The sequence below is a fragment of the Sphingobium sp. CCH11-B1 genome (assembly GCF_001556865.1).
Lineage (GTDB): Bacteria > Pseudomonadota > Alphaproteobacteria > Sphingomonadales > Sphingomonadaceae > Sphingobium.
Window position 1 is genome coordinate 48587 of record NZ_LSJY01000202.1, and the last position, 20847, is coordinate 69433.

General features: G+C 63.5%; 19 protein-coding genes. 8 read left to right on the top strand and 11 right to left on the bottom strand.

Annotation, left to right across the window (positions count from 1 at the left end; translation table 11 throughout):
* The first annotated feature begins 15 nt into the window (after positions 1 to 15).
* A complete protein-coding gene (locus AX724_RS19975; RefSeq protein WP_066770179.1) occupies positions 16 to 441 on the top strand; it encodes a DUF2147 domain-containing protein in 426 nt (141 codons plus the stop codon).
* A 52-nt stretch (positions 442 to 493) separates the two neighbouring features.
* Here AX724_RS19975 and AX724_RS19980 read toward each other — a convergent pair whose 3' ends face one another.
* Entirely contained in the window at positions 494 to 2227 is a 1734-nt protein-coding gene (locus tag AX724_RS19980; protein WP_066770183.1) for an acyl-CoA dehydrogenase C-terminal domain-containing protein, read from the bottom strand.
* A 298-nt stretch (positions 2228 to 2525) separates the two neighbouring features.
* Between AX724_RS19980 and AX724_RS19985 the strand changes: the two genes are divergently transcribed.
* Both AX724_RS19985 and AX724_RS19990 read left to right on the top strand, forming a co-directional pair.
* Positions 2526 to 3509: a sterol desaturase family protein gene (locus AX724_RS19985; RefSeq protein ID WP_066770710.1), complete on the top strand. Its 984-nt coding sequence runs from the start codon at positions 2526 to 2528 to the stop codon at positions 3507 to 3509.
* Positions 3510 to 3541: 32 nt separating this feature from the next.
* Entirely contained in the window at positions 3542 to 4141 is a 600-nt protein-coding gene (locus tag AX724_RS19990; RefSeq protein ID WP_156448192.1) for a hypothetical protein, read from the top strand.
* Positions 4142 to 4152: 11 nt separating this feature from the next.
* Here the strand turns inward: AX724_RS19990 and AX724_RS19995 are convergent, their stop codons facing one another.
* Entirely contained in the window at positions 4153 to 5154 is a 1002-nt protein-coding gene (locus AX724_RS19995) for an isopenicillin N synthase family dioxygenase (protein ID WP_066770190.1), read from the bottom strand.
* A 141-nt stretch (positions 5155 to 5295) separates the two neighbouring features.
* Between AX724_RS19995 and AX724_RS20000 the strand changes: the two genes are divergently transcribed.
* The 5 genes from AX724_RS20000 (at position 5296) to AX724_RS20020 (ending at position 9684) form a co-directional block, all read left to right on the top strand.
* Positions 5296 to 6231 (top strand): LysR family transcriptional regulator, encoded by a 936-nt coding sequence (locus AX724_RS20000; protein ID WP_066770192.1) that lies wholly within the window; start codon positions 5296 to 5298, stop codon positions 6229 to 6231.
* A gap of 87 nt (positions 6232 to 6318) precedes the next feature.
* On the top strand, positions 6319 to 7275 hold the full coding sequence (locus AX724_RS20005) for a sterol desaturase family protein (RefSeq protein ID WP_082733619.1): 957 nt from the start codon (positions 6319 to 6321) through the stop codon (positions 7273 to 7275).
* Complete coding sequence (locus tag AX724_RS20010; RefSeq protein WP_066770194.1) at positions 7272 to 8849, top strand: tetratricopeptide repeat-containing sulfotransferase family protein; 1578 nt, start codon at positions 7272 to 7274, stop codon at positions 8847 to 8849. The genes AX724_RS20005 and AX724_RS20010 overlap by 4 nt, the downstream gene beginning before the upstream one ends.
* Positions 8850 to 8896: 47 nt before the next feature.
* Positions 8897 to 9226 (top strand): hypothetical protein, encoded by a 330-nt coding sequence (locus AX724_RS20015; RefSeq protein ID WP_156448198.1) that lies wholly within the window; start codon positions 8897 to 8899, stop codon positions 9224 to 9226.
* Between the two features lie 125 nt (positions 9227 to 9351).
* Positions 9352 to 9684 carry a UrcA family protein gene (locus AX724_RS20020; protein WP_066770203.1) on the top strand — a complete coding sequence of 111 codons (333 nt, stop codon included), beginning with the start codon at positions 9352 to 9354 and terminating at the stop codon, positions 9682 to 9684.
* A 44-nt stretch (positions 9685 to 9728) separates the two neighbouring features.
* Here the strand turns inward: AX724_RS20020 and AX724_RS20025 are convergent, their stop codons facing one another.
* Genes AX724_RS20025 through AX724_RS20065 form a run of 9 tightly spaced genes read right to left on the bottom strand, consistent with a single transcriptional unit; the run spans position 9729 to position 20726 of the window.
* Positions 9729 to 10622 carry a Vgb family protein gene (locus AX724_RS20025; protein WP_231736772.1) on the bottom strand — a complete coding sequence of 298 codons (894 nt, stop codon included), beginning with the start codon at positions 10620 to 10622 and terminating at the stop codon, positions 9729 to 9731.
* Positions 10623 to 10669: 47 nt separating this feature from the next.
* Positions 10670 to 12454: an allophanate hydrolase gene (atzF, locus tag AX724_RS20030; RefSeq protein WP_066770207.1), complete on the bottom strand. Its 1785-nt coding sequence runs from the start codon at positions 12452 to 12454 to the stop codon at positions 10670 to 10672.
* Entirely contained in the window at positions 12451 to 16047 is a 3597-nt protein-coding gene (uca, locus tag AX724_RS20035) for an urea carboxylase (RefSeq protein ID WP_066770209.1), read from the bottom strand. Before uca ends, atzF begins: the two co-directional genes overlap by 4 nt.
* A complete protein-coding gene (locus AX724_RS20040; protein WP_066770212.1) occupies positions 16044 to 16679 on the bottom strand; it encodes an urea amidolyase associated protein UAAP2 in 636 nt (211 codons plus the stop codon). The genes uca and AX724_RS20040 overlap by 4 nt, the downstream gene beginning before the upstream one ends.
* A gap of 15 nt (positions 16680 to 16694) precedes the next feature.
* Complete coding sequence (locus AX724_RS20045) at positions 16695 to 17516, bottom strand: urea amidolyase associated protein UAAP1 (protein WP_066770215.1); 822 nt, start codon at positions 17514 to 17516, stop codon at positions 16695 to 16697.
* Positions 17513 to 17989 (bottom strand): CopG family ribbon-helix-helix protein, encoded by a 477-nt coding sequence (locus tag AX724_RS20050; protein ID WP_066770218.1) that lies wholly within the window; start codon positions 17987 to 17989, stop codon positions 17513 to 17515. The genes AX724_RS20045 and AX724_RS20050 overlap by 4 nt, the downstream gene beginning before the upstream one ends.
* Entirely contained in the window at positions 17982 to 18794 is an 813-nt protein-coding gene (locus AX724_RS20055) for an ABC transporter ATP-binding protein (RefSeq protein WP_066770227.1), read from the bottom strand. Before AX724_RS20055 ends, AX724_RS20050 begins: the two co-directional genes overlap by 8 nt.
* Positions 18791 to 19606 (bottom strand): ABC transporter permease, encoded by an 816-nt coding sequence (locus tag AX724_RS20060; protein ID WP_066770229.1) that lies wholly within the window; start codon positions 19604 to 19606, stop codon positions 18791 to 18793. The genes AX724_RS20055 and AX724_RS20060 overlap by 4 nt, the downstream gene beginning before the upstream one ends.
* A 37-nt stretch (positions 19607 to 19643) precedes the next feature.
* On the bottom strand, positions 19644 to 20726 hold the full coding sequence (locus AX724_RS20065) for a putative urea ABC transporter substrate-binding protein (protein WP_066770231.1): 1083 nt from the start codon (positions 20724 to 20726) through the stop codon (positions 19644 to 19646).
* Positions 20727 to 20847: the final 121 nt, after the last annotated feature.

Consider the following 20847-nt stretch of genomic DNA (forward strand, 5'->3'; position numbering starts at 1 on the left):
AGAAGAGAGGATCGCATGCGTTTCATTCGTCCCGCCGCCATTGCCGCCCTTGGGCTCGTTGCCCTTTCCACCTTCCCGGCACAGGCGGCACAGCCCGTCACCGGGCGTTGGGCCACGGTGGATGGGAAGGCGATCGTGGCGGTCGCGCCATGCGGCCAGCATCTGTGCGGTCGGATCGAGAAGATCGTCAAGCCGACGCCGGGCCGACCGCAGACGGACATCAAAAACCCCGACCCGGCGCTGCGGTCAAAGCCGCTCGTGGGCCTGGCGCTCCTCACCGGCTTCACGGATGCGGGCGACCTCTGGAAAGGCACCATCTACGATCCCGAAAGCGGCAAGAGCTACACCTCGAAGGTCAGCCGCAACGCCAACGGCACGTTGAAGGTCCAGGGCTGCATCGCCTTCTTCTGCAAGACGCAAACCTGGACGCCGGTGCGATAGGCAAGGAAAGGCAGGGTCGCGTCGGAACGCTGCGGCGCCCCGGCGCGCATGTTCAGAACGCTTCGGCGGGCAGTGCCATCATCGCCTGCTCGCCGGCGCGGATCGCCGTCGCCAGACCCTCCGCCTGCGGCAGCACGCGATCAGCATAATAAGCGGCGACGATGCGCTTGGCGCGATGCAGTTCCTCCTCTCCACTGGCGGCCACGGCCATGCGCGTCCACATCCAGCCCATGACGACAAGGGCGAACAGGCGGAGATAGTCCACCGCCGCCGCACCGGCTGCGTCCACTGACGCGCCTTGCAAACCTTCCGTCACCTGCCGCAGCCGGTCCAGCGCTTCAGCCGTCCGCGACGCGACGGGAACAGCGCCATGGTCCGCCAGATCCGCCTGAATGAGATCGAAGAAGCTGTTGACGACGCTGCCGCCGGCCATCGGCAGTTTCCGCCCGACAAGATCCATCGCCTGAACGCCGTTCGTGCCCTCGTAAATCTGGGCGATGCGGGCATCGCGGACATATTGTTCCATGCCCCATTCCCGAATGTAGCCATGGCCGCCGAACACTTGCTGCGCCTGCACCGCGCTTTCGAAACCGAAGTCGGTGAAGGCCGCCTTCACGACCGGAGTCAGCAAGGCGACCAGCGCATCGGCCTTCGCCCGCTCCGCCGCGTCGGGATGATGATGCGCCCGGTCGAGTTGCAGCGCGGTCCAGCCCGCCAGCGCCCGCCCGCCTTCCACGAACGCGCGGATGTTGAGCAGCATGCGCCGCACATCGGCATGTTCGATGATGGGCACGGGCGCACGGTCGCCGTCCGCGCTGCGGCCCTGCAGCCTGTCCTTGGCGTAGGCGGATGCCTGCTGATAGGCCGCGCCGGCGATGCCCAGTCCCTGAACGCCGACCATCAGCCGTTCCGCGTTCATCATCGTGAACATGGCGGCAAGGCCTCTATGCGGTTCGCCCACCAGCCAGCCGGTCGCGCCGTCATAATTCATGACGCAGGTCGGTTGGGCATGGATACCCATCTTCTTTTCGAGCGCGCCGACCGACATGCCGTTGCGCACGGTAAACTGCCCCTGCGCATCGGGAAGATATTTGGGAACGAGGAACAGGCTGATCCCCTTCACCCCCGCCGGCGCGTTGGGCAACCGAGCGAGCACGAGGTGGACGATGTTGCCGCCAAAATCATGATCGCCCGAGGAGATGAAGATTTTCTGCCCGGTCACCGCATAGCTACCGTCACCTGCCGGCGCGGCCCTGGTCTTGAGCAAAGCCAGGTCGGTGCCCGCGCCGCTCTCCGTCAGCGCCATGGCGCCGGTCCATTCACCGCTCACCATGCGGGGCAGATAGGTCGCTTTCAGATCGTCGCTGGCATGCGCCATGATTGCTTCGCACGCGCCCCGCGTCAGGCCAGGGAACAACCCAAAGGACAAATTGGTCGCCGACAGCATCTCGTCGAGCCAGAGTTGCAGAATGAAGGGCAGGCCCTGTCCGCCATAGGCCGGATCTGCGGAAAGCGAAGCCCAGCCCGCCTCCGCAAAGGCGCGCCATGCGTCGGCAAAGCCGACCGGCGTCCTGACTTCGCCGTCGATGAGGCGGCTGCCCTCCTCGTCGCCGTGCCGGTTGAGAGGATGCAGTTGCTCCGCGCACATGCGGCCTGCCTCCTCCAGCACCGCGACGGCCAGGTCGGCATCCACCTCGCGGCCCAGATCCGCCATCGCCTTGTCGAAACGCAGCGTATCGGCCAGCAGGAAGCGATAATCGTCGACCGGGGGAACATAGGTAAACATCGGCATCTCTCCTTGCGGCGAGTTAATACCAAACATCTGTTGTAGTCAATCTGTCCGATGAATTCTTCCCGCCCGGAGGCGGCATCAGCCAGCACTGCCAGCCCGGATCTGCCGTCGCGCGGGCAAAGTCATAGGCACCATCTATGGGGCATATACCCTAAACCCATCTGGCGCGCGGTCGGCGTCTTGCGGATGGTGGTCTGACAAGATGTTCGTTGGTCGGGGAGCATCAGTTTTCTGCGCCGTGCGCATGGCGGACAGCGCCAGCACGGGCAAGGCAACATTCGGGGACAGCGTTATGGACGGCGTTCGCGTAGGCAAGAGAGTGATAGGCGCACAGGCGCCGGTCACCATCGGGTGGGACAATATTGGCCGGGTTCAAGGCGGCCCGATCAAGCAGTTCGTCTTTACCTGGTTCCAGCCCACGGCGCTCTTCGCGCTGGTTGCCTTCTGGTACTATGCTCCAAATTCCATCGCCAAGGCGTCGACCGCGATCGGCATCGGCATCGGCTTCAAGATATTGCTGCTGGCGCTGGAATGGGTCAATCCGCGTTATGAAAGCTGGCGGCTGACATGGAAGGAACTGGTTACCGACCTCTTCTATGTGGGCCTGGGCTACACCATCCTGGACCTGGTCGAATATTATATCGGCAGCGGCGCAGTGATCGAGGCTGTCCTGCATAATTTCGACTGGGACAAGCTGGCCTGGTTCACAGGCCTGCCGCTGCTGTTGCAGGCGTTCCTGATCTCCTTCATCTTCGATTTCGGGCAATATTGGATGCACCGGGGCATGCACAACTGGTATCCGCTGTGGCTGCCCCATTCGGTGCATCATTACATCACCCAGCTGAACATAAACAAAGGTGCGGTCGGCAATCCGATCGAGCTTTTCCTGATCGGCCTTGGCATCGGCGGATTTTTCGACTTCCTGCCAAGGGCCGCGCTGCTCGCGGGCACCTTTGGCCTGACCATCGGCATCTATCAGCACATCAACGTCCGGTTCAACACGCCCCGCTGGTGGCGCTTTCTGTTCAACACCACCGAACATCACAGCCTGCATCATTCCCAGGACTTCGAAGCGACGCGGAGCAATTATTCCAACACCTACATCTTCATCGACCGCATCTTCGGGACGTGCGTCGATGGCGAGGCCGAACTGCTGGGTCTGGAGGGCGGCCGCCGCATGTCGATCCGTGAGCAGATGACCTATCCCTTCACCGAAGGGTGGAAAACCATCAAGGAACGTTACGGTCGGCCCGAAACGGCGGTACCGGCCGAATGACGGCGCAGTCTCGCTTGCAAAGAGGGGATGATGTGACCGCGCGTTTCCTGGAGTGGATCTGGCACATAAAGGGCAGCCTGGCGCTCACGCCCGATCAGTCGGCCGATGAGGCCCTGGCCAAACTCGGCCCCTTGTTCAACCAAAGCGGGACCAGTTACGAGCGCCGCGGCGACACGCTGACCTTCAGCAAGAAGGATCAGGCCGCGCAGGACAAGATGTCGATCTTCGACGGCGGCGTACTCAGAATCGAACGGGAACCGGACGGCCCGGTGCTGCGCTATCATCTGACCAGTCGGGCATTGCTGTTCTGCTTCCTCGCGCCGCTGCTGTTCTTGAGTTTTGCCGGACTGACGATAGCCGCCGGCAAGTTCACAAGTCCGCCGGCGGAAGCGACGTCCAAGAAGGACGACAAGAAGGACAAGGCCCTGCCGCAGCATTGGATCGACAAGGCGCTGGGCGCTCCCGCTCCTGAGAAACCCAAGAAGGACGACAAGAAGAAGAGCGACGACAAGAACCCCAAGCCTACCCCCGCCTATGTCTTCGCAGGGCTGTTCGCCGCGCTCTATGTGGTTGGCCGCATCCTGGAAGACCGGCTCGTCAGGTCATTGTTCAGGAAGCGATTGCTGGGCTGACGCGGGCCGCGTCAGCTCGATCGTGCCGCGTTCGGGCCGAAGGAGTTGAGCGGCAGGGCGTCGTTGAGGACGAGTTCCCCGCTTGCGATCCTGCGCTTCAAATAAGCGAAGGTCTGGGCCGTCTGGTTAAACAGATGCTCGCCGCCTTTCAGCGGTGCATAACGGGCTGTCTCGCCGGCCGCGACCGGAGCCACGACATAGTCATAGTCGCACGCATGGAAGAGCGCGAACGAGTAGCGTTCCTCCCGGACTTTCTTCACCCGGTGCCGCGTGGCGACATAGCGGCCGTTAGAAAGGATCTCCATCATGTCGCCGATATTCATGATCATCGTCCCCTCGACCAACGGAACGTCAATCCAGGCACCGTGCTTGTCGATGATCTGAAGGCCGGGCGCAGACGCGAACAGCAAGGTGAAACATTCATAATCCGTGTGCGCGCCAATGCCGGGACGGTCCTCCGCGCTGGCGTCGAACGGATAGTGGATCAGCCGAAGCTGGCTTGGCGGATGGCGAAGATGCGCTTCGAAATGATCCTCTTCAAGTCCGAGCGCCAGGGCGAAGGCGCGGAAAAGCTGCCCTCCGATACCCGTGACATGGCTATAGTAAGCCTGCACATCCTCGCGGAAGCCCGGCATGTCCGGCCACAGGTTCGGCCCTAGCAGCGGCCGTCTGCCTTCGGAGTCCAGATAGTCGCAATTGACGTCGAACGCCTCCTTCAGGTCGCGCTGGTCGGGGGCGAATTGCTCTTCTCCCACGGGGACATATCCGCTGTGGTTTTCCGAGAGACCGATATAGCTTTTCATCTTGGTTTCGGCATCGAGCGCGAAATAGCTGCGCGCCCGGCTGACGATGCGGGAGAACAGCGCGTCATCCATTTGCGCGCCTGCGATGTAGAGGAACCCCGAGTCCACGCAGGCGCGATCGATTTCACGCGCGACGGATAGCCGATCATCGAAGCGAGGGCTTGCCAGCTTCGAGATATCGACGAGTGGAAGGACCAGAGGCTGACTCATGAGACAGACCGTAGCGCGCACAGGGCATAGCGATAGACGGGCCGATGCTATGATTTCCATCGATTTGATCTATGAGCAAGACAGCTGACCGCCTATCTTGACGGCGACCCTGCCATATATTCGGCAAAAGGCACTATGCGCATGAATGACCGAACGCCCCTGATCGACAGGAAATTCGCCAATCGCGTCGACTGGAATCTCATGCGGACCTTCGTGGACATCGTCAGGGCGGGCGGCATTGGCGCGGCTGCGCGGCGGCTCAATCGGCAGCAGCCCAGCATCAGTGCCGCCCTCAAGCGACTGGAGGATCATGTCGGGACCGCCCTGCTCCATCGCACCGCCACCGGCGTCGAGATGACGGCCGCCGGCAAGGCGATGATGGCGCTGTGCGAAGACATGCTGGAATCGGCCCGGATGATGCCGCATGTCATCGCGCAGGCGACCAAGCGCGTCGAAGGCATCGTGCGTATCCAGATCGTGTCCGGCCTCGTGTCGCCTGAGTTCGACGAGGCCATCGCCAGCTATCACCGGCGCAATCCGGCAATCCATATCGAAATCCGCGTGTCCCCGTGGCGCCAACTGCTCGATGCGCTGGAGCAAGGGGAGGTGGAGATCGGCGTCGGCTACGACAGCAGCGTCCGCGGCAGCCTGATGTACGAGCCGCTGCTGGTCGAGCGCCAGCAGCTCTATTGCTCTCGCAGCAGCCCCTATTTCGGCTATCGGGTGAACCGCCTTGGCGAGCTCAAGGATCAGGGCTTCGTCCTTACCGGCGAGGACGAGATAGAGGCGATCACCCAACTGCGCCGACGCTATCGCCTCGGCACCGTGGTCAGCGGCCTCGCGGAAGACATTAACGAGGCCCGCCGCCTCATCAGCATGGGCGTCGGGATCGGCTTCCTTCCAACCGCCGCCGCGGCAAGCGATGTCGAGAGCGGGCGATTGTGGCCCATGCTCTATGCCGATTTCGAACCCGCATATGACATCTTCCTCCTCGCGCGCGCCGAGCCCGCCCGCGATACGGCGACGCAGCTGTTCTGGGATGAGGTCATCCGGCGCGTACGCGCGCAAAGAGCATAGATATAATCTATGAGTTTCATCGTGATTTTCCATCTGCCCTGATGACGCGGGCAAGGGCAGCTTCGGCACAATGAACGGAGCTGCGGCATGGAAAAAAGCCTGAAAGACCGGCTATTCGACCTGATACCCCCCGCCATGATCGCGATCATATTGGGGTTTTGGGCTTATGGCCCCCGCGCTTTGGTCGATCATCCCTGGACTCTTGCCGTCACGTCTCCGCTCATCGTGATCGTCATCCTGCTTCTGGAAGCCGTGCACGAACGTCATTCGGGCTGGCGCATGAACAAGCAGGAGTTTGCAACGGACCTCTATTATTCGGTCCTTAGCGCGACGGTGATTGCGTGGCTGACGCAGACATTGGCGGAAGAACCGTTGGTCGCGCTGAAGTCATCATTGGGCCTGACGACGCAATGGGCGGCGCAACTGCCCTGGCTGGCGCAGGTCATGTTGGTGATTTTCGTGATCGAATTCGGCCAATATTGGATGCATCGACTGATGCACAATTGGACGCCTTTCTGGCTGACCCATGCGCCGCATCACCATATCACCCAGCTTAATGCGGCAAAGGGTGCGGTCGGCAACCCTATCGAACTGTTCCTGATCAGCCTGAGCGTCGTCGCGCTTTTCGATCTCGACAAGACGGCGATCTTTGCGGCCCTGAACACCACCGGCATCATTTCCGGCTTTGCCCATGCCAATGTACGTGCCGATCCACCCATCTGGTACTCCTTCTTCTTCACGACGATCAGGCACCACAGCCTGCACCATTCCACTGACTATGAAAGCACGCGGAGCAATTACGGCAACTCGCTGATCCTGCTCGACCGCATCTTTGGAACCTACCGCGAAGGCGAAGGGGTGTTGGTGGGGCAGGATGATCGCAAGCGGCTGACCATCTGGGAACAGACCATCTTCCCCTTCGTGCCCGCCATTGAAGCCTACAGGGCGTGGGGCGCGAAGAAGCAGTTGGGTAACACGCTGGATCAGACCGAAACGGCAGAGGACGGGGACCGGTCGGCGGCGGGAGCACCGGCAGCGGCATGATGGCGGCCCGTTCCGGCCAGGCGATGGCAGCCCGCAACGCGCTGGCGCGGGGTGATATCCATGGCACGCAGCGCCTAGCCGCAACCCTGGTTTCGGCCAATCCGGGCGATGCGGAGGGTCACTTCCTCCTCGGCGTCGCGGAATCGAGCGCCGGTCGCGTTCGAGCCGGCATCCAGCATCTCGGACGCGCGGTCACTCTCGATCCGCAGGGCGAATATCGCGCTCATCTTGCCAAGCTCTTCACGATGGTGCGCGAGGACGGGGCCGCCGCCGCGGTGCTTCAGGACGCAGAGCAGGCGCTGCCCGCCGACGCGCTGAGCCGCGACACGATGGGCTGCGTCTATGCGCGCCTTGGCAAGCATGCGGATGCGCTGGGGCATTTCTCGGCCGCAGTGCGGCTCGATCCGCAGAACAGGCAATTTCGCTACAACCAGGCCGTCACGCTCAACTTCCTCGGCCGCACAGGGGAAGCGGAGGCAGCGCTGGAAGCGTTGATCGCGCTGGCCCCGGACGATGCGCGTGCCCACCACCTGCTTTCCAGCCTGCGCAAGCAGTCAGCCGCGCATAACCATGTCGATCGGCTCGACAGAGCGTATGCGAGGGCGGCGGACAAGCGGGACAGGCTGTTGCTCGGCTATGCGCTGGCGAAGGAGTTGGAGGATCTGGGCAAGCCTGAAGACGCGCTGGAGCGACTTTGCACGGTGAACGCCGAACATCGCCGAACCCTGGATTACGCATTTGCGCGGGATGCAGCGGCGTTCGACGCGATAGAAGCGAGTTGGCCCGATGTCGCCGCCGCGCCGGCGCAAGACGCTCCGCACGACGCGCCGATCTTCATCATCGGCATGCCCCGCACCGGCACCACGCTGGTCGATCGTATCCTGTCGTCCCATCAGAAGGTCGAGAGCGCCGGCGAGCTTCAGGCGATGCCGCTCGCGGTGAAACGGGCATCGGGGACGCGGACACCCACGGTCATGGACCCGGAAACCATCGCCGCTGCAGCAGCGAGCGACATGGGCGCGATCGGCCGAGACTATCTCCAGCGCGCAGATCACCACAGATGTGACCACAGTCGCAGGTTCATCGACAAGTTCCCCGGCAATTTCCATTATGCCGGATTCATCGCCCGCGCCCTGCCTGCCGCCCGCATCGTCTGCCTTCGTCGCAACCCGATGGACACGGTGCTCAGCAATTTCCGCAACCTGTTTGCCGTGGGGTCGCGCTATTACGACTATAGCTACGATCTGCTCGACATAGCGGCTTACTATGTCCGCTTCGACCGGCTGATGACCCTCTGGCGCGAAGCCTTGCCCGGCCGGGTCATGGAAGTGCGTTACGAGGATCTGGTGGCGGACCAGGAAGGCCAGACTCGCCGCCTTCTCACCCATTGCGGACTGGAATGGTCGGACGCCTGCCTGTCCTTCCACACCAATGACGCGCCGGTTTCCACGCCCAGCGCCGCGCAGGTGCGGCAGCCGATCTACCGCAGTTCGGTCGCCCGATGGAAGCGGCATGAACAGGCTCTGGAACCCGTGCGGCGCTTCTTCGAACGCTCCGGCATTTCCATCGACTGAAAGGGACGCGTGCCGCCATGCAAAGATTTGCCCTATTCGCCGTCTGCATGACATTGGCCGCAGGGTTTGCACCGCCATCTGCGGCATCGTCCCCCCGTACCCGGTTGATAGAGCGCCAATCGGAAAATTACCTGCTGATTTCCGGCAGTCGTGACGATGCCGGATCGCAAATCACCGTGAACGGCCATCCGGTAGAGGTCGATGGTGGCCGGAATTGGCGGGTAAGGCTGCCTGTCGATACCGTCCGGTCCTGGTCTGCGCCGCGCGCGCGCGCAGTTACGGTCGCGGTAGATGGGTCACGCTTCGAGGCTGACCTGCCGCTTGGAATGCTCGGCCATGCCGACAGGCTCGCGATGCTCGTAGTGACCGCCAAGTAATAAACAACGTTAGGGTAAGTAATAAAATAACAGATTAATGATCCATATTGAAAATTTCCTTTCCTGAGCCTATCTACGCGTCAGCCGCCAGAGAGCGGTGCTCGTGTTTCGCTCAGGAGAAGATCATGAAAATTGGGCTCATGGCGCTGGCGGCTCTCGCCTTCGCGCCCTCGGCTATGGCCGGCACCACCAACAATCCCTTTGCGCAGGATTCTGCAATCCTCAACCTCAAAGGGCTGGACCTTGCGACCGCATCGGGACAGCGCAGCCTGGCCATCCGCATGGATCAGGCCGCGCGCGCGGTTTGCGGCGATCAGCTATCGGGCGTACACCTCGCCCTTGACGCGAAGGCGCGGGAATGCCGGACCGCCGTCGCAGCCGACATCCGCACCCGGATCGAAGCCCGGCTTGCCAAGGCGGACGACCGCTCGCCCGTTCAGCTGGCTTCGGCGCGCTGATCTCATGATCCGTCTGCGGCACGCGATTGGCGGCCGCGGACGGATCATTCCGCCAGCTTCGCCGGGTCTGGCCACCAGGTCAGCGTGTGCACGTCATGCGCGGAGGTCCAGATGCCGGATGGCGTGAAGCGCAGCGCTCCGCTCCCTTCCGCTTTACCGACGCGCGCCTTGACCGTCATCGACTTGGGATCAATCACGACGAAGGTCTGGTCCTCCGTGGTGCGCAGCCACACCAGCCCGCCGCCCGTGTCGATATCGCCCCATTTCAGCACCGCGCCGATCTTGATGCGGCCAGTCACGTCGCCGCTGTCGGGGTCGATGCGCACGACCGTTCCGTCGCCCTGCTCCTGAACCCAGACCCCGCCCTCCCCGGCTGCGAGAAATCCCGGCTCCTTGCCGAGCGCGGTCGTCTTGACGACGCTGTTGGTCGCGGGGTCGATGCGTTGGATCGATCGGCTTTCGCTGCTAACGGCCCAGACCGATCCGAAGCCGAACGCCAGATAATGGGTGCCGAGATTGACCGGGATGGTCGCAATGACGGTGTTTGTCACGGGGTCCACGCGGGACACGACGCCCTTCTGATCACTGGCGACCCATATCGATCCGGCGCCCGCAACCACATTCAGTTCGCCCTTGGGATTGGCGATGCCGGTAGCGATGGTCGCAGTCTTTTCCGCGCTTTTCGCATCGATGCGGACAAGCGCATGTTCCTGGCAGTCGGCCACCCAAAGCGCCCCGTCGGAGAAGGCCATGGCGCCGCACGGCTTGGACATGGCGACGGCGGCCAGCTTGCCCTGACGCGACCAGCGTTCGACCCGCCCGGCGTTGGTCGCCCAGACACTATCGCCATCGACCGCCAGGAAGTCCGCGAAGCCCGGTACGTCGATCACTTGCTCAGCGTAGGCCGTGGAAGCCGCGCATCCCGCCGCCACCGTCATGATCCATCTCCTCAGCCGTTTCATGCCATGCCCTTTCGTCGCTAAGATCAGGCGCGCTGCGCGATATAGGCGCGCCAACCGCCCAGGGAGGTGATGTCCTCCGCCCCCGTTACCGCACGCGGTTCGGCCACGAATCCCTTGACGCTGCTGCCGTCGGCCAGCGTCACCGTACCGATGGCAAGCGGTGCGGGCACCTCCACCACGAAGCTGCCGAACTCGGCGACCCCGAGTTCGTAAACCTCAAGCGCGATCGATGCGCCGTCATCGCTGTGCACGAGTGCAGGCTTGGGCGGCACGCTGTTTGCGATCGCATAAAGGCGGTACGTAGGAGCGGTTTCGAAAGCGCCCACGAACTTCGCGTCGCGGGACGTGAGTTGCCAGTGCAGCGGCATGTCCTTCAAATGCGCGCCGACGACAGCGAGTTTTACGGTTTCCATTTTGCCCTCCATATCTAGCGGTGGCGGCGGCGGAATATCCGCGGCCGCAATGTAAGCGTCGGCCGCATCGAGCAGCGCGAGATCGCTGGCGGCGGGGCCGATCAAAGTAATGCCGAAGCCGGTGCCGTTCGCCCGTGCGCCCGCAGGCACGGCGACGGCGGCCATGTCGAGCAGGTTCACGAAATTGGAATAGAAGCCCAAAGCACTGTTGAGCGCGATCGGCGCAGCCTGAAGCTCCGCGACGCGGTAGGTCGTGCCGGTCGTCGGGAAAGCCAGCAGATCGATATCGTCCCATAAGCCGTCGGCATGGCGCTTGAGTTCAGCCAGTCGGTAAATGCCATTGAACAGATCGACGGCGCTGATATCCAGCCCCGGCTCGACGACCTCGCGGACTGTCGGGTCGAGCGCATCGGGGGTATCGGCGAGGATGCGGGCCAGCGCCGCCGCTCGCTCCGCCACCCAGGGGCCACCATAGAGAAGCTGTGCCGCCTCCTGCAGCGGCGCATAATCGATGTCGACCAGATCGGCCGTTGCGGCTAGCCTGTCGAGCGCGATATCGTAGAGATATTCCGACTGCGCGTCGCCAAAGAAGGCGCGCTGATCGCGTCTGGGAACACCGATCCGCCCCCGCCCGATCGGCCTGTTAGCGAGAGGCCTGGAATAAGGATCGGCGGCATCGAAGCCCGCCACGACGGAATCGATCAGCCGGGCGTCCGCAATGTCATCGGTGAAGACGGTGATGCAATCAAGCGTCCGGCAAGCCGGCACCAGGCCCCTGTTGCTCCAGCGTCCCTTGCTGGGCTTGAAGCCGATGAGATGCTGGAAGGCGGCCGGGACGCGGCCTGATCCTGCGGTATCGGTGCCCAGTGCGAAAGCGACAAGACCCGCCGCAACCGCCACCGACGAACCCGAGCTTGATCCGCCGCTGACATAGGCCAGATTATAGGCGTTTCTGGGGCTGCCATAGGGACTGCGCGTACCGTTCAGCCCGGTGGCGAACTGATCCAGATTGGCCTTGCCGACACAGATCGCACCCGCCGCGATCAGCCGCTCGACCACCGTGGCCGATGCCTCCGGTCGATAGGCGAAGGCGGGGCAGGCCGCCGTCGTATCCAGCCCTTCGACATCGATATTATCCTTCACGGCGAAAGGAACGCCCGCCAAAGGCAGGATTTCGCCCGCCGCCACGCGCGCATCGACGGCGCGGGCGGCCTCGATCAGCGCGTCCGGCGACACCCGGCTGATCCAGATTTGCGGCTGAACCGCATCGTAGAGGGTGAGGCGCGCGACCGTCTCTTCCGCCACCGCAACCGCGCTCAGCCGACCGGCGTTGACTGCAGCGGCTATCGCGACGACGTTGAGACGCCCGCCTTCGCTCACCACGCCCGCGCTCATGCATGCCTCCGCAGCGCGATCATCGGCGCGCCGGGCTGGAGCGACTGCCGCTCCTGCACATAAAGCGCCTCGACCGTGCCGGATCCGGGGCTGTGCACCGCACATTCCATCTTCATTGCCTCAATGATAGCGATGGTTTCACCCGCCTCGACCTCCGCACCCGGAGTGACGAGCAGCTTCCAGAGGCTGCCGCCGAACGGCGCTTCGACAAGATCGGCGCCCTCGGGCACTTCCACCGCATCGGCTTGGGGCTGGTCCGTCTCCGCAAGGTCAGCCACGCGGTCGAATTCGCCACTGCGCTGCCATTCGGCACGTTCCGCGTCGAATGCCGCCTGGCGTCGGGCCTCGAACGCCGCGATCGCGGGAGCATTGTCGGCCAGGAAAGCCCGATAGTCAGCCAGGCGGAACTCCGATGGCTCGATCCTGATCGACCGCCGACCGCTGGGAAAATCCCGCCGCCATGCCGCCAGTTCTTCCGCGCTGACGGGATAGAAGCGAATCTGATCGAAGAAGCGCAGCAGCCAGGGCTTGCCTTCGATAAAGGCGTCGGTCTGCCGATGGGTGTTCCACATCTGGATGGTACGACCGAACAACTGGTAGCCGCCCGGTCCTTCCATGCCGTAGATGCACATATAGGCTCCGCCGATGCCGACGACATTGGGCGGCGTCCATGTGCGCGCGGGGTTATATTTGGTGGTGACCAGACGATGCCGGGGATCGACCGGCGTTGCCACAGGCGCGCCGAGGTAAACGTCTCCAAGGCCCATGACCAGATAATTGGCCTCGAAGATCAGATTCTCGACCGCTGCAGCATCGGGAAGACCGTTGATGCGCCGGATGAACTCGATATTGTCCGGGCACCATGGCGCATCGGCGCGCACGGCCCCCATATATTTCTCGATCGTCTCGATCGTGGCGGGATCGCGCCAGCTGAGCGGCAAATGCACGATCCGAGACGGCACGACGAAATCCGCCAGATCGCCGATCCGCTCTTCCGCCGCCATCAGCATGTCCAGTGCCGCGCGCTGGGTCATGATCTCGCCGTCGAAATGCAGTTGGAGCGACCGGATGCCCGGCACCACATCGACGATCCCGGCAGGCGCGAGCCGTTCAAGTTCGGTCATCAACGCATGCGCCCTTATCCGAAGCTCGATGTCCAGCACGATGGGGCCATATTCGACCAGGATATTGCGGTCGCCCTGCTGCCGATACACGGTGCGCGGGCGATCCGGCGTGGCCGGGATTTCGCCGAGGATGGGTGTGAGAGACGCGATCGGCCGCGCCGATCCCACCTCATACGCCGTGCCCGACGCGATCAGCCGGCGTTGCTGCCGGTCTGCCGCGTGCGCATCCTCGACATCGACCGGCACGAAACGCAGCATATCGCCGGGCGCGAGCTGGCCCATGATCCATCGGTCAGCGGCGATCACCACGAAGGGGCAGACGAAACCGCCGAGCGAAGGGCCGTCCGGTCCCAGAATGATGGGCATGTCCCCGGTGAAGTCCACCGCGCCGATCGCATAGGGATTGTCGTGGATGTTGGACGGATGCAGCCCCGCCTCGCCACCGTCGGGGCGCGCCCAGCGGGGCTTGGGACCGATCAAGCGGACACCGGTGCGGTTGCTGTTATAGTGGACCTGCCATTGAGCGGCCACGATCTCGTCAATATCTTCGTCGGTGAAGAAATCTGGAGCCCCGTGCGGGCCATAGAGCACACGCAAGGTCCATTCCCCGGTCATTGGGGGAAGCGTCACTTGCGGCAGTGCCGGCCCAGTCGCATCATCGGCCAGATGCAGCGTATCGCCCGCCAGCAGGCGGCGCGCGGCGTGACCGCCGAACTGACCAAGCTCGAACGTGCTGCGGCTGCCGAGATAGGGCGCGATGTCCAGCCCGCCCGAAAACAGGATATAGCCGCGTATGCCGCCGCCCGTCACCCGGCCGAGCGTCAGCGTCCGCCCCTCCCCCACGTCAATGGCGACGCCGCGCGGCACCGGCATACCGTCCAGCTTGGCGCCGAAATCAGCGCCGGTCAGGCAAATGCGCGCGGGCGCATTGAAGGTCAGCGTCGGGCCGGTATGGATGACTTCAAGACCGGCCGTGCCCTCGGCATTGCCGAGCAGCCGGTTGCCGAGGCGAAAGGACTGATCGTCCATCGGGCCGGACGGCGGAACGCCCACGGCCCATAATTTCTGACGGCCGGGCCAGTCCTGCACCGTCGTCGCCGTGCCCCCGCTGATGACCTGGATGCTGCGGGGATGGAAGGCGATGCCGTCGAGAACGCGGGTGGAAACTTCCCCGCTCACGAATTCGGGCGAGCGCACGACATCGCGCAGCCAGCGCAAATTGGTCTCGATCCCGTCGACGCGGCTTTGGTCCAGCGCCGCCTGCATCGCCGTCACGGCCTCCGCGCGCGTTGGCGCATGGACGATCAGCTTCGCCAGCATCGGATCGTACCAGGCGCTGACCGTACTGCCCGCCATGCACCAGGTTTCAGCGCGAATGTCAGGCGGGAACTGGACCGCTGTCAGCGTTCCGGAGGTCGGGCGATAGTCGAGCGCCGGATCTTCGGCGTAGAGGCGCACCTGTACGGAATGGCCTTCAGGACGCGGCGGCTCCCTGTCGAGGAAGGAGAAGTCGCCGCCCGCTCCACGGATCATCCATTCGACCAGGTCGATGCCCATCACCTCTTCGGTGACGCCATGTTCGACCTGAAGCCGCGTGTTCATCTCCAGGAAGAAAAATTCTTCCCGTTCCGCGTCGTAGAGGAATTCGACCGTGCCGGCCGACCGATAGCAGGCGGCCTCGCCCAGCCGGGTGGCCGCAGCGATCAGTTCCGCGCGCACGGCTTCGGGCAGCAGCGGTGCCGGGGCTTCCTCCACGACTTTCTGGTTGCGGCGCTGGAGCGAGCAGTCCCGCTCGCCCACCGGCAGGACGCGTCCCTCGCCATTGCCGAATATCTGCACTTCGATATGCCGGGCGCGGCGAATGTAACGCTCGAGGAATATCCCGGCGTCACCGAAATTGCTTTCGCCCAGACGCGCGACAGCGGCGAAGCTATCGCGGACGGCGGCCTCATCCTCGCAGACCCGCATGCCGATGCCCCCGCCGCCGGCAGTCGCCTTGAGGATTACGGGGAAACCGATATCGCGGGCGGCAAGCACCGCCTGCGCCTCGTCCTTCAGCAGGTCGGTGCCGGGCGCGAGCGGAACGTCATGCGCGGCCGCGAGCGCGCGCGCGCTGTGCTTGAGGCCGAAAGTGCGGATATTGTCCGGCGTGGGACCGATGAAGATGATGCCCGCCTTGGCACATGCCTGGGCGAACTCGACATTTTCGGCAAGGAAACCGTAGCCCGGATGAATGGCGCCTGCCCCCGTCGCGCGGGCGGCGTCCAATATCGCCTCGATGTTGAGATAGCTTTCGGTAGCGCGCGGCCCCCCGATGCAGACCGCTTCATCCGCTTGCGCGACATGGAGCGACGCTTCGTCCGCTTCCGAATAGACAGCGACCGAACGCAGGCCCATCCGCCGGAGCGTGCGGATTATCCGCGTCGCGATCGCACCACGGTTCGCGATAAGGACGGTATCGAACCTCATGCAGCGACAATCATGCGTACGGGCGTCGGATTGAATCCGTTGCAGGGATTGTTGATCTGCGGGCAATTGGACACCACCACGATGACGTCCATCTCCGCGCGCAGGTCGACGGTCAGCCCCGGCGCGGAGATGCCATCGACAATGCCCAGCGATCCATCGGCCTCCACCGGCACGTTCATGAAGAAGTTGATGTTGGAGACGATATCGCGCTTGCCCCGCCCTTCCCGCAAATTCGCCTCCAGGAAATTTTCGACGCAGGCATGTTCGGCCTTGGTGTGATGGCCGTAGCGAAGCGTGTTGGATTCGCAGGAACAGGCGCCGCCGATCGTGTCGTGATATTCGACGGAGGTGCCGGTGATGGTCATCATCGGCCGCCCCTCGTTGGAACGAAGCACGGTGCCTTCGCGCAGGAACAGATTGCCCTGAGCAGACACGGTGTCCTGCGCGCTGTATCGCTCCGCATCGTCCTGCGCCGCGTAAAGCAGGAAATCGACCGCCTGGTTGCCCTCCAGATCGACGATCCGCAGGGTCTGGCCCGCGGCGACATGGTGTAGCCACGGCGCGCGGGCCGGCACGATCACATCATGGACGACCGCGCCGGGAAGACCGGACAAATGAATATCTGCGCTCATGGGGCAGTTTCCCTTCTAACGGCGGAAATAATCTTCGACATTCTCGAAGGCGCGCAGGCCTTCCGGCGTAGCATTCCGGATCGGGTCGGCGGCCGGCGTTACCGGGCCACGCCACGCCGTCGCGCGCAGCGGCGTCACGGTCCACTGGTCGCGCGGGTCGAGAATATGCGGGCAATTGGCGATCACCACGATCACGTCCATTTCAGCGCGCAGCACCAGGCGGCGGCCCGGTTCGAACGGCCCGATCTGCGGCACGATCGTCCCGTCGCTCTCGATCCGCGTGCCCTTGAACAGATTGACGCAGGGGTGAACGTCGCGGCGCTGGAGGCCGTGCTTGGCAACGCCGAGCAGGAAGCGGTCACGGCCGCTGGGCGTTGGACCGCTATTGGTGCCCGTCCCATATTTGGCCGCGTTGCTGGCAGGGTTGGAGGTGCCGCAGAACGTATCGTGCGTTTCCGCCCCGTCTTCAAGGAAGCTCATGAGCACGCGGCCCATGTCCGAAAGCAGCAGCTTGCCCGCGCCCAGATAGGCATTCCATTGCACTTTGACCGTATCTGCGACATTAAGCCGCTCGGTCGGCATCTCGGCGTTGAATATGAGGAGCGACGCGCAGGCATCGCCCTTGAGATCGATCAGCCGCAGGCGGGCGCCGCGCGGCAGACGGCGGGTCGCATAGCCGCCCGGCGCAATCGTCTCTTCCCACAACAGCGCGTCGGCGGACACCCCGTCCGGGAGGTCATCCGCGACCGGTGGCAATACAGGCATGGCGTCGACCACGGTCCCCGCCATGGCACGGGCATGGTCGCGGGCGGCGGTGGGATTGGCAAGCGTCGTCATGCCATCGCTCCCTCTGTCTGATTGGTGGAATCGGGTTCGTAAAGTGGGGGCAGCAGCGCAGTGGTAGTGACGAGCTGAAGCTGGTGGACGCCGCGAACCCGGCGCAGCGCGTCGCAAAGCTCCTTGAGCAGCGACGCTGGCCCCTGCACCAGCAGGACTTCGAGCGACTGGTCGTCCTCCAGAAAAACATGCTGCGAGGAGATGACTTCCTTTAGGAAATCCGCCTGCATCTGGGCCAGTTGATGCCGAACGCGCCCTCGGTCGCCGCGATAGACGATCGTGATGGTGCCGGCCAGCATCTCGTCCGGACGGGTGAAGGCCTCATGTTCGGCGAGCGCATGACGAATCAATTCGGCGATGAGTTGTGAGCGCGACGGCAGGCCTCGCTCCTCCACCATGATGTCGAGTTGCCGGAACAGGTCCGCCGGCAAGCTCATGCTCAGCCTCGCAAGGCCTGGCGTGTCGCTAGCCATGTCCAATCTTCTCCTCATTATCTTCTTCGCCGCCCGGCGCGGCTGTCGCCTCTTCGCCACCGGCGGCAGCATCGTCCGGCGCAGGCTTTTTCAGCGGCAGGTCATAGACCGCAGTTGCGCCGAAACGGTGCGGGGCGTGTGGATCGTGGCGACGCTTGTCCAGCGCGAGCACGCGCGTTCCCAGGCTGAACGCCTCACGGATATCGTGCGTCACCATGATGATCGTCAGCGAATAGTCCCGCCAGAGCCGGGTGATCAGACGGTGCATGTCGGCGCGGATACCGGGGTCGAGCGCGCCGAACGGCTCGTCCAGCAACAGGATGCGCGGCCGCTTGATCAGCGCTTGGGCGATCGCAAGACGCTGCTGCATCCCGCCCGACATCTGCGCCGGATAGAGATGGATGCTGTCGCCAAGGCCGACCGCGGTCAGCATCTGCGTCGCCTCCTCCTCCGCCCGGCGACGCGCCGTGCCGAACAGGCGCGCCAGGAAAGGCGCTTGTTCGCATTCCAGCCCGAACATGGTGTTGCGCAGGACCGACAGGTGGGGAAAGACCGAATAGCGCTGGAACACCACACCGCGGTCAGGCCCGCATTCCGGCGTCAGCGGCGTTCCATCGAGCAGGATCGACCCGCGCGTCGCCGCCTCCTGACCCAGGACAAGGCGCAGCAGGCTGCTCTTGCCCGCACCCGAAGGCCCGATGATCGACACGAACGATCCGTGCTCGATATCGATCGACACCCGTTCGAGCACGACCTTGTCGCCATATTCGATCCAGACGTCGCGAAGGGAAAGGATCGCGCTCAATGGCTCGCTCCGTGGGCCCAGGGGAACAACCGCCGGTTGAGGAAAGTCAGCAAGAGGTCCATCGCCACCGCAAGGAGCGCGATCCAGGCGACGTAGGGGATGATGACGTCCATAGCGAGATAGCGGCGGACGAGGAATATCCGATAGCCAAGCCCAACATCGGACGCGATCGCCTCCGCCGAAATCAGGAATACCCAGGCCGGCCCCAGCGACAGGCGCATCGCGTGGAACAGGCGCGGCATCGCCTGCGGCAGGGCCACCCGGGTCATGATCTGCCAGCTGCTCGCGCCGAGCGTCTGCGCCTTGACGATCTGCTCTCGCGGCAGGGCGGCGACGTGCGCGGCGATGTCGCGCACCATGACCGGCGCGATGCCGATGACGATCAGGGCAATCTTCGCCGTTTCGCCCAGGCCAAGGGCGATGAACAATATGGGAAGGAGGGCGATGGGCGGGATCACGGCGATGGCGGTGATCAGCGGGCCAAATGCGGCGCGCACCGGAGGCAGGACGCCGATCACCAGCCCGACCAGCAGAGCCGCCAGGGTCGCCACGCCGAGACCTATGCCGAGCCGCTGCAGGCTAGCCAGCGTATCTGCCCAGAAGAGCAACTGCCCTGTCAGCTGATCGGGCTGGAACAGCAGCGCGGCCATCCCCTTCGCCATGCCGTCGGGCAACGGCAATATCTTGTCGAACGGATTTGCGGCGTGGCGCTGCGCCGCCAGGAAAAGATAGAGAAGGACGAGCAGGAAGATCGGCACCGCGCCCATCAGCAACCGGTCGCCTCGGCTGATATGTCGATTCACCCAGCGCATGTCATCATCGTCCTAAAGGGGGACCGATCGGGATGGCTCACAGCTTTCCGTCTGCGGCAAGCTTCATGAAGCTGTCGTCGAACCGCAGCGTCACGTGCTGCGCGTCGCCCAGCGTCTTGCCGCCGGCAAAGCCCATGCCGACCGCGTCAGCCGAAGCGGCACCCTTGAACAGGCCGTGGGCGAAGCTGAAATCGCGGACCAGTTTCATGCTCTGCACAAGCGCCGGCGCGGTGGCGGCGGCAACGGCGGATTTGGGATCGGAATAGAGGTGCGTGGTAGCGAGCTGGCTCTCAAACTGTTCGGGGGTCGTGCCCGCCAGCTTGGCCATGGCCGCGCGGGCCGCCTTCCCTTCCGCGTCCTGCCGCGTCATCAGCGCCATCGTATCGAACCAGATGCCGGCAAGCGCCTTGCCCAGATTGGGATTGGCCTTCAGCGTTGCGGTATCGACCACCAGCAGGTCGAGGATTTCGCCGGGGATCTGGGCCGAACTGAAGACTTCTTTCGCGCCGGCCTGCCCCTTCATCACTGAAAGCTGCGGGTTCCATGCAACCGCCGCGGTCACGTCCGGACTGGCGAAGGCACCGACGATGTCGGCGTCGGATGTGTTCACGGTCTTGATGTCGGTGGGCTTCATCCCCGATTTTTCGAGCGCGCGGGCGAGCAGATAGTGCGAAACCGAAAGCTCGACCAGATAGACCTGCCGGCCCTTGATCGCCGAAAAACTATCCGCCCCCTTGAGCAGGATGCCATCATTGCCGTTCGAATAGTCGCCAACGATGATCGCGCTGGTATCCTTGCCGCCGGCCGCCGGGATGGTCAGCGCATCCATGTTGGTGACCGTTACGCCGTCGAATTTGCCGGCCGTATATTGGTTCACCGATTCGACATAATCGTTGACCTGCACGATGTTGATCTTGATGCCATATTTATCAGCCCATTTCTTCACGATCCCAGCCTGCTGGGCATAGGGCCAAGGCATCCAGCCCGCATAGATCGACCATCCGATGTTGAACTCTGTTTTGGGCTTGGAAGGAGCGTCCGACCCTTGCGAGCAGGATGCAAGCAGAAGCGCGCCAGCCATAAGAGCGGCCATGCCTGCGGTGCGGAACATTCGGATCATTGGTCGTCCCCCTTCGCTCATCACTATTGCAAAGCAGCAAGAGCCTGTCCACCGCCATTTATTACATTTTGAAATTTGCGTAATACCGCAGCAAAGCCCTGTAAGCCTTCGTGAATCCTTC

Excerpts from the sequence above, each read along its gene's own strand:
- AX724_RS20005 (WP_082733619.1), top strand. The coding sequence starts at position 6,319 with ATGGAAAAAAGCCTGAAAGACCGGCTATTCGACCTGATACCCCCCGCC.
- AX724_RS20065 (WP_066770231.1), bottom strand. The coding sequence starts at position 20,726 with ATGATCCGAATGTTCCGCACCGCAGGCATGGCCGCTCTTATGGCTGGC.
- AX724_RS20045 (WP_066770215.1), bottom strand. The coding sequence starts at position 17,516 with ATGACGACGCTTGCCAATCCCACCGCCGCCCGCGACCATGCCCGTGCC.
- AX724_RS19975 (WP_066770179.1), top strand. The coding sequence starts at position 16 with ATGCGTTTCATTCGTCCCGCCGCCATTGCCGCCCTTGGGCTCGTTGCC.
- AX724_RS20020 (WP_066770203.1), top strand. The coding sequence starts at position 9,352 with ATGAAAATTGGGCTCATGGCGCTGGCGGCTCTCGCCTTCGCGCCCTCG.
- AX724_RS20010 (WP_066770194.1), top strand. The coding sequence starts at position 7,272 with ATGATGGCGGCCCGTTCCGGCCAGGCGATGGCAGCCCGCAACGCGCTG.
- AX724_RS20015 (WP_156448198.1), top strand. The coding sequence starts at position 8,897 with ATGACATTGGCCGCAGGGTTTGCACCGCCATCTGCGGCATCGTCCCCC.
- atzF (WP_066770207.1), bottom strand. The coding sequence starts at position 12,454 with ATGAGCGCGGGCGTGGTGAGCGAAGGCGGGCGTCTCAACGTCGTCGCG.
- AX724_RS20040 (WP_066770212.1), bottom strand. The coding sequence starts at position 16,679 with ATGAGCGCAGATATTCATTTGTCCGGTCTTCCCGGCGCGGTCGTCCAT.
- AX724_RS19980 (WP_066770183.1), bottom strand. The coding sequence starts at position 2,227 with ATGTTTACCTATGTTCCCCCGGTCGACGATTATCGCTTCCTGCTGGCC.
- AX724_RS20050 (WP_066770218.1), bottom strand. The coding sequence starts at position 17,989 with ATGGCTAGCGACACGCCAGGCCTTGCGAGGCTGAGCATGAGCTTGCCG.
- uca (WP_066770209.1), bottom strand. The coding sequence starts at position 16,047 with ATGAGGTTCGATACCGTCCTTATCGCGAACCGTGGTGCGATCGCGACG.
- AX724_RS19995 (WP_066770190.1), bottom strand. The coding sequence starts at position 5,154 with ATGAGTCAGCCTCTGGTCCTTCCACTCGTCGATATCTCGAAGCTGGCA.
- AX724_RS20025 (WP_231736772.1), bottom strand. The coding sequence starts at position 10,622 with ATGACGGTGGCGGCGGGATGCGCGGCTTCCACGGCCTACGCTGAGCAA.
- AX724_RS20000 (WP_066770192.1), top strand. The coding sequence starts at position 5,296 with ATGAATGACCGAACGCCCCTGATCGACAGGAAATTCGCCAATCGCGTC.
- AX724_RS20060 (WP_066770229.1), bottom strand. The coding sequence starts at position 19,606 with ATGCGCTGGGTGAATCGACATATCAGCCGAGGCGACCGGTTGCTGATG.
- AX724_RS19985 (WP_066770710.1), top strand. The coding sequence starts at position 2,526 with ATGGACGGCGTTCGCGTAGGCAAGAGAGTGATAGGCGCACAGGCGCCG.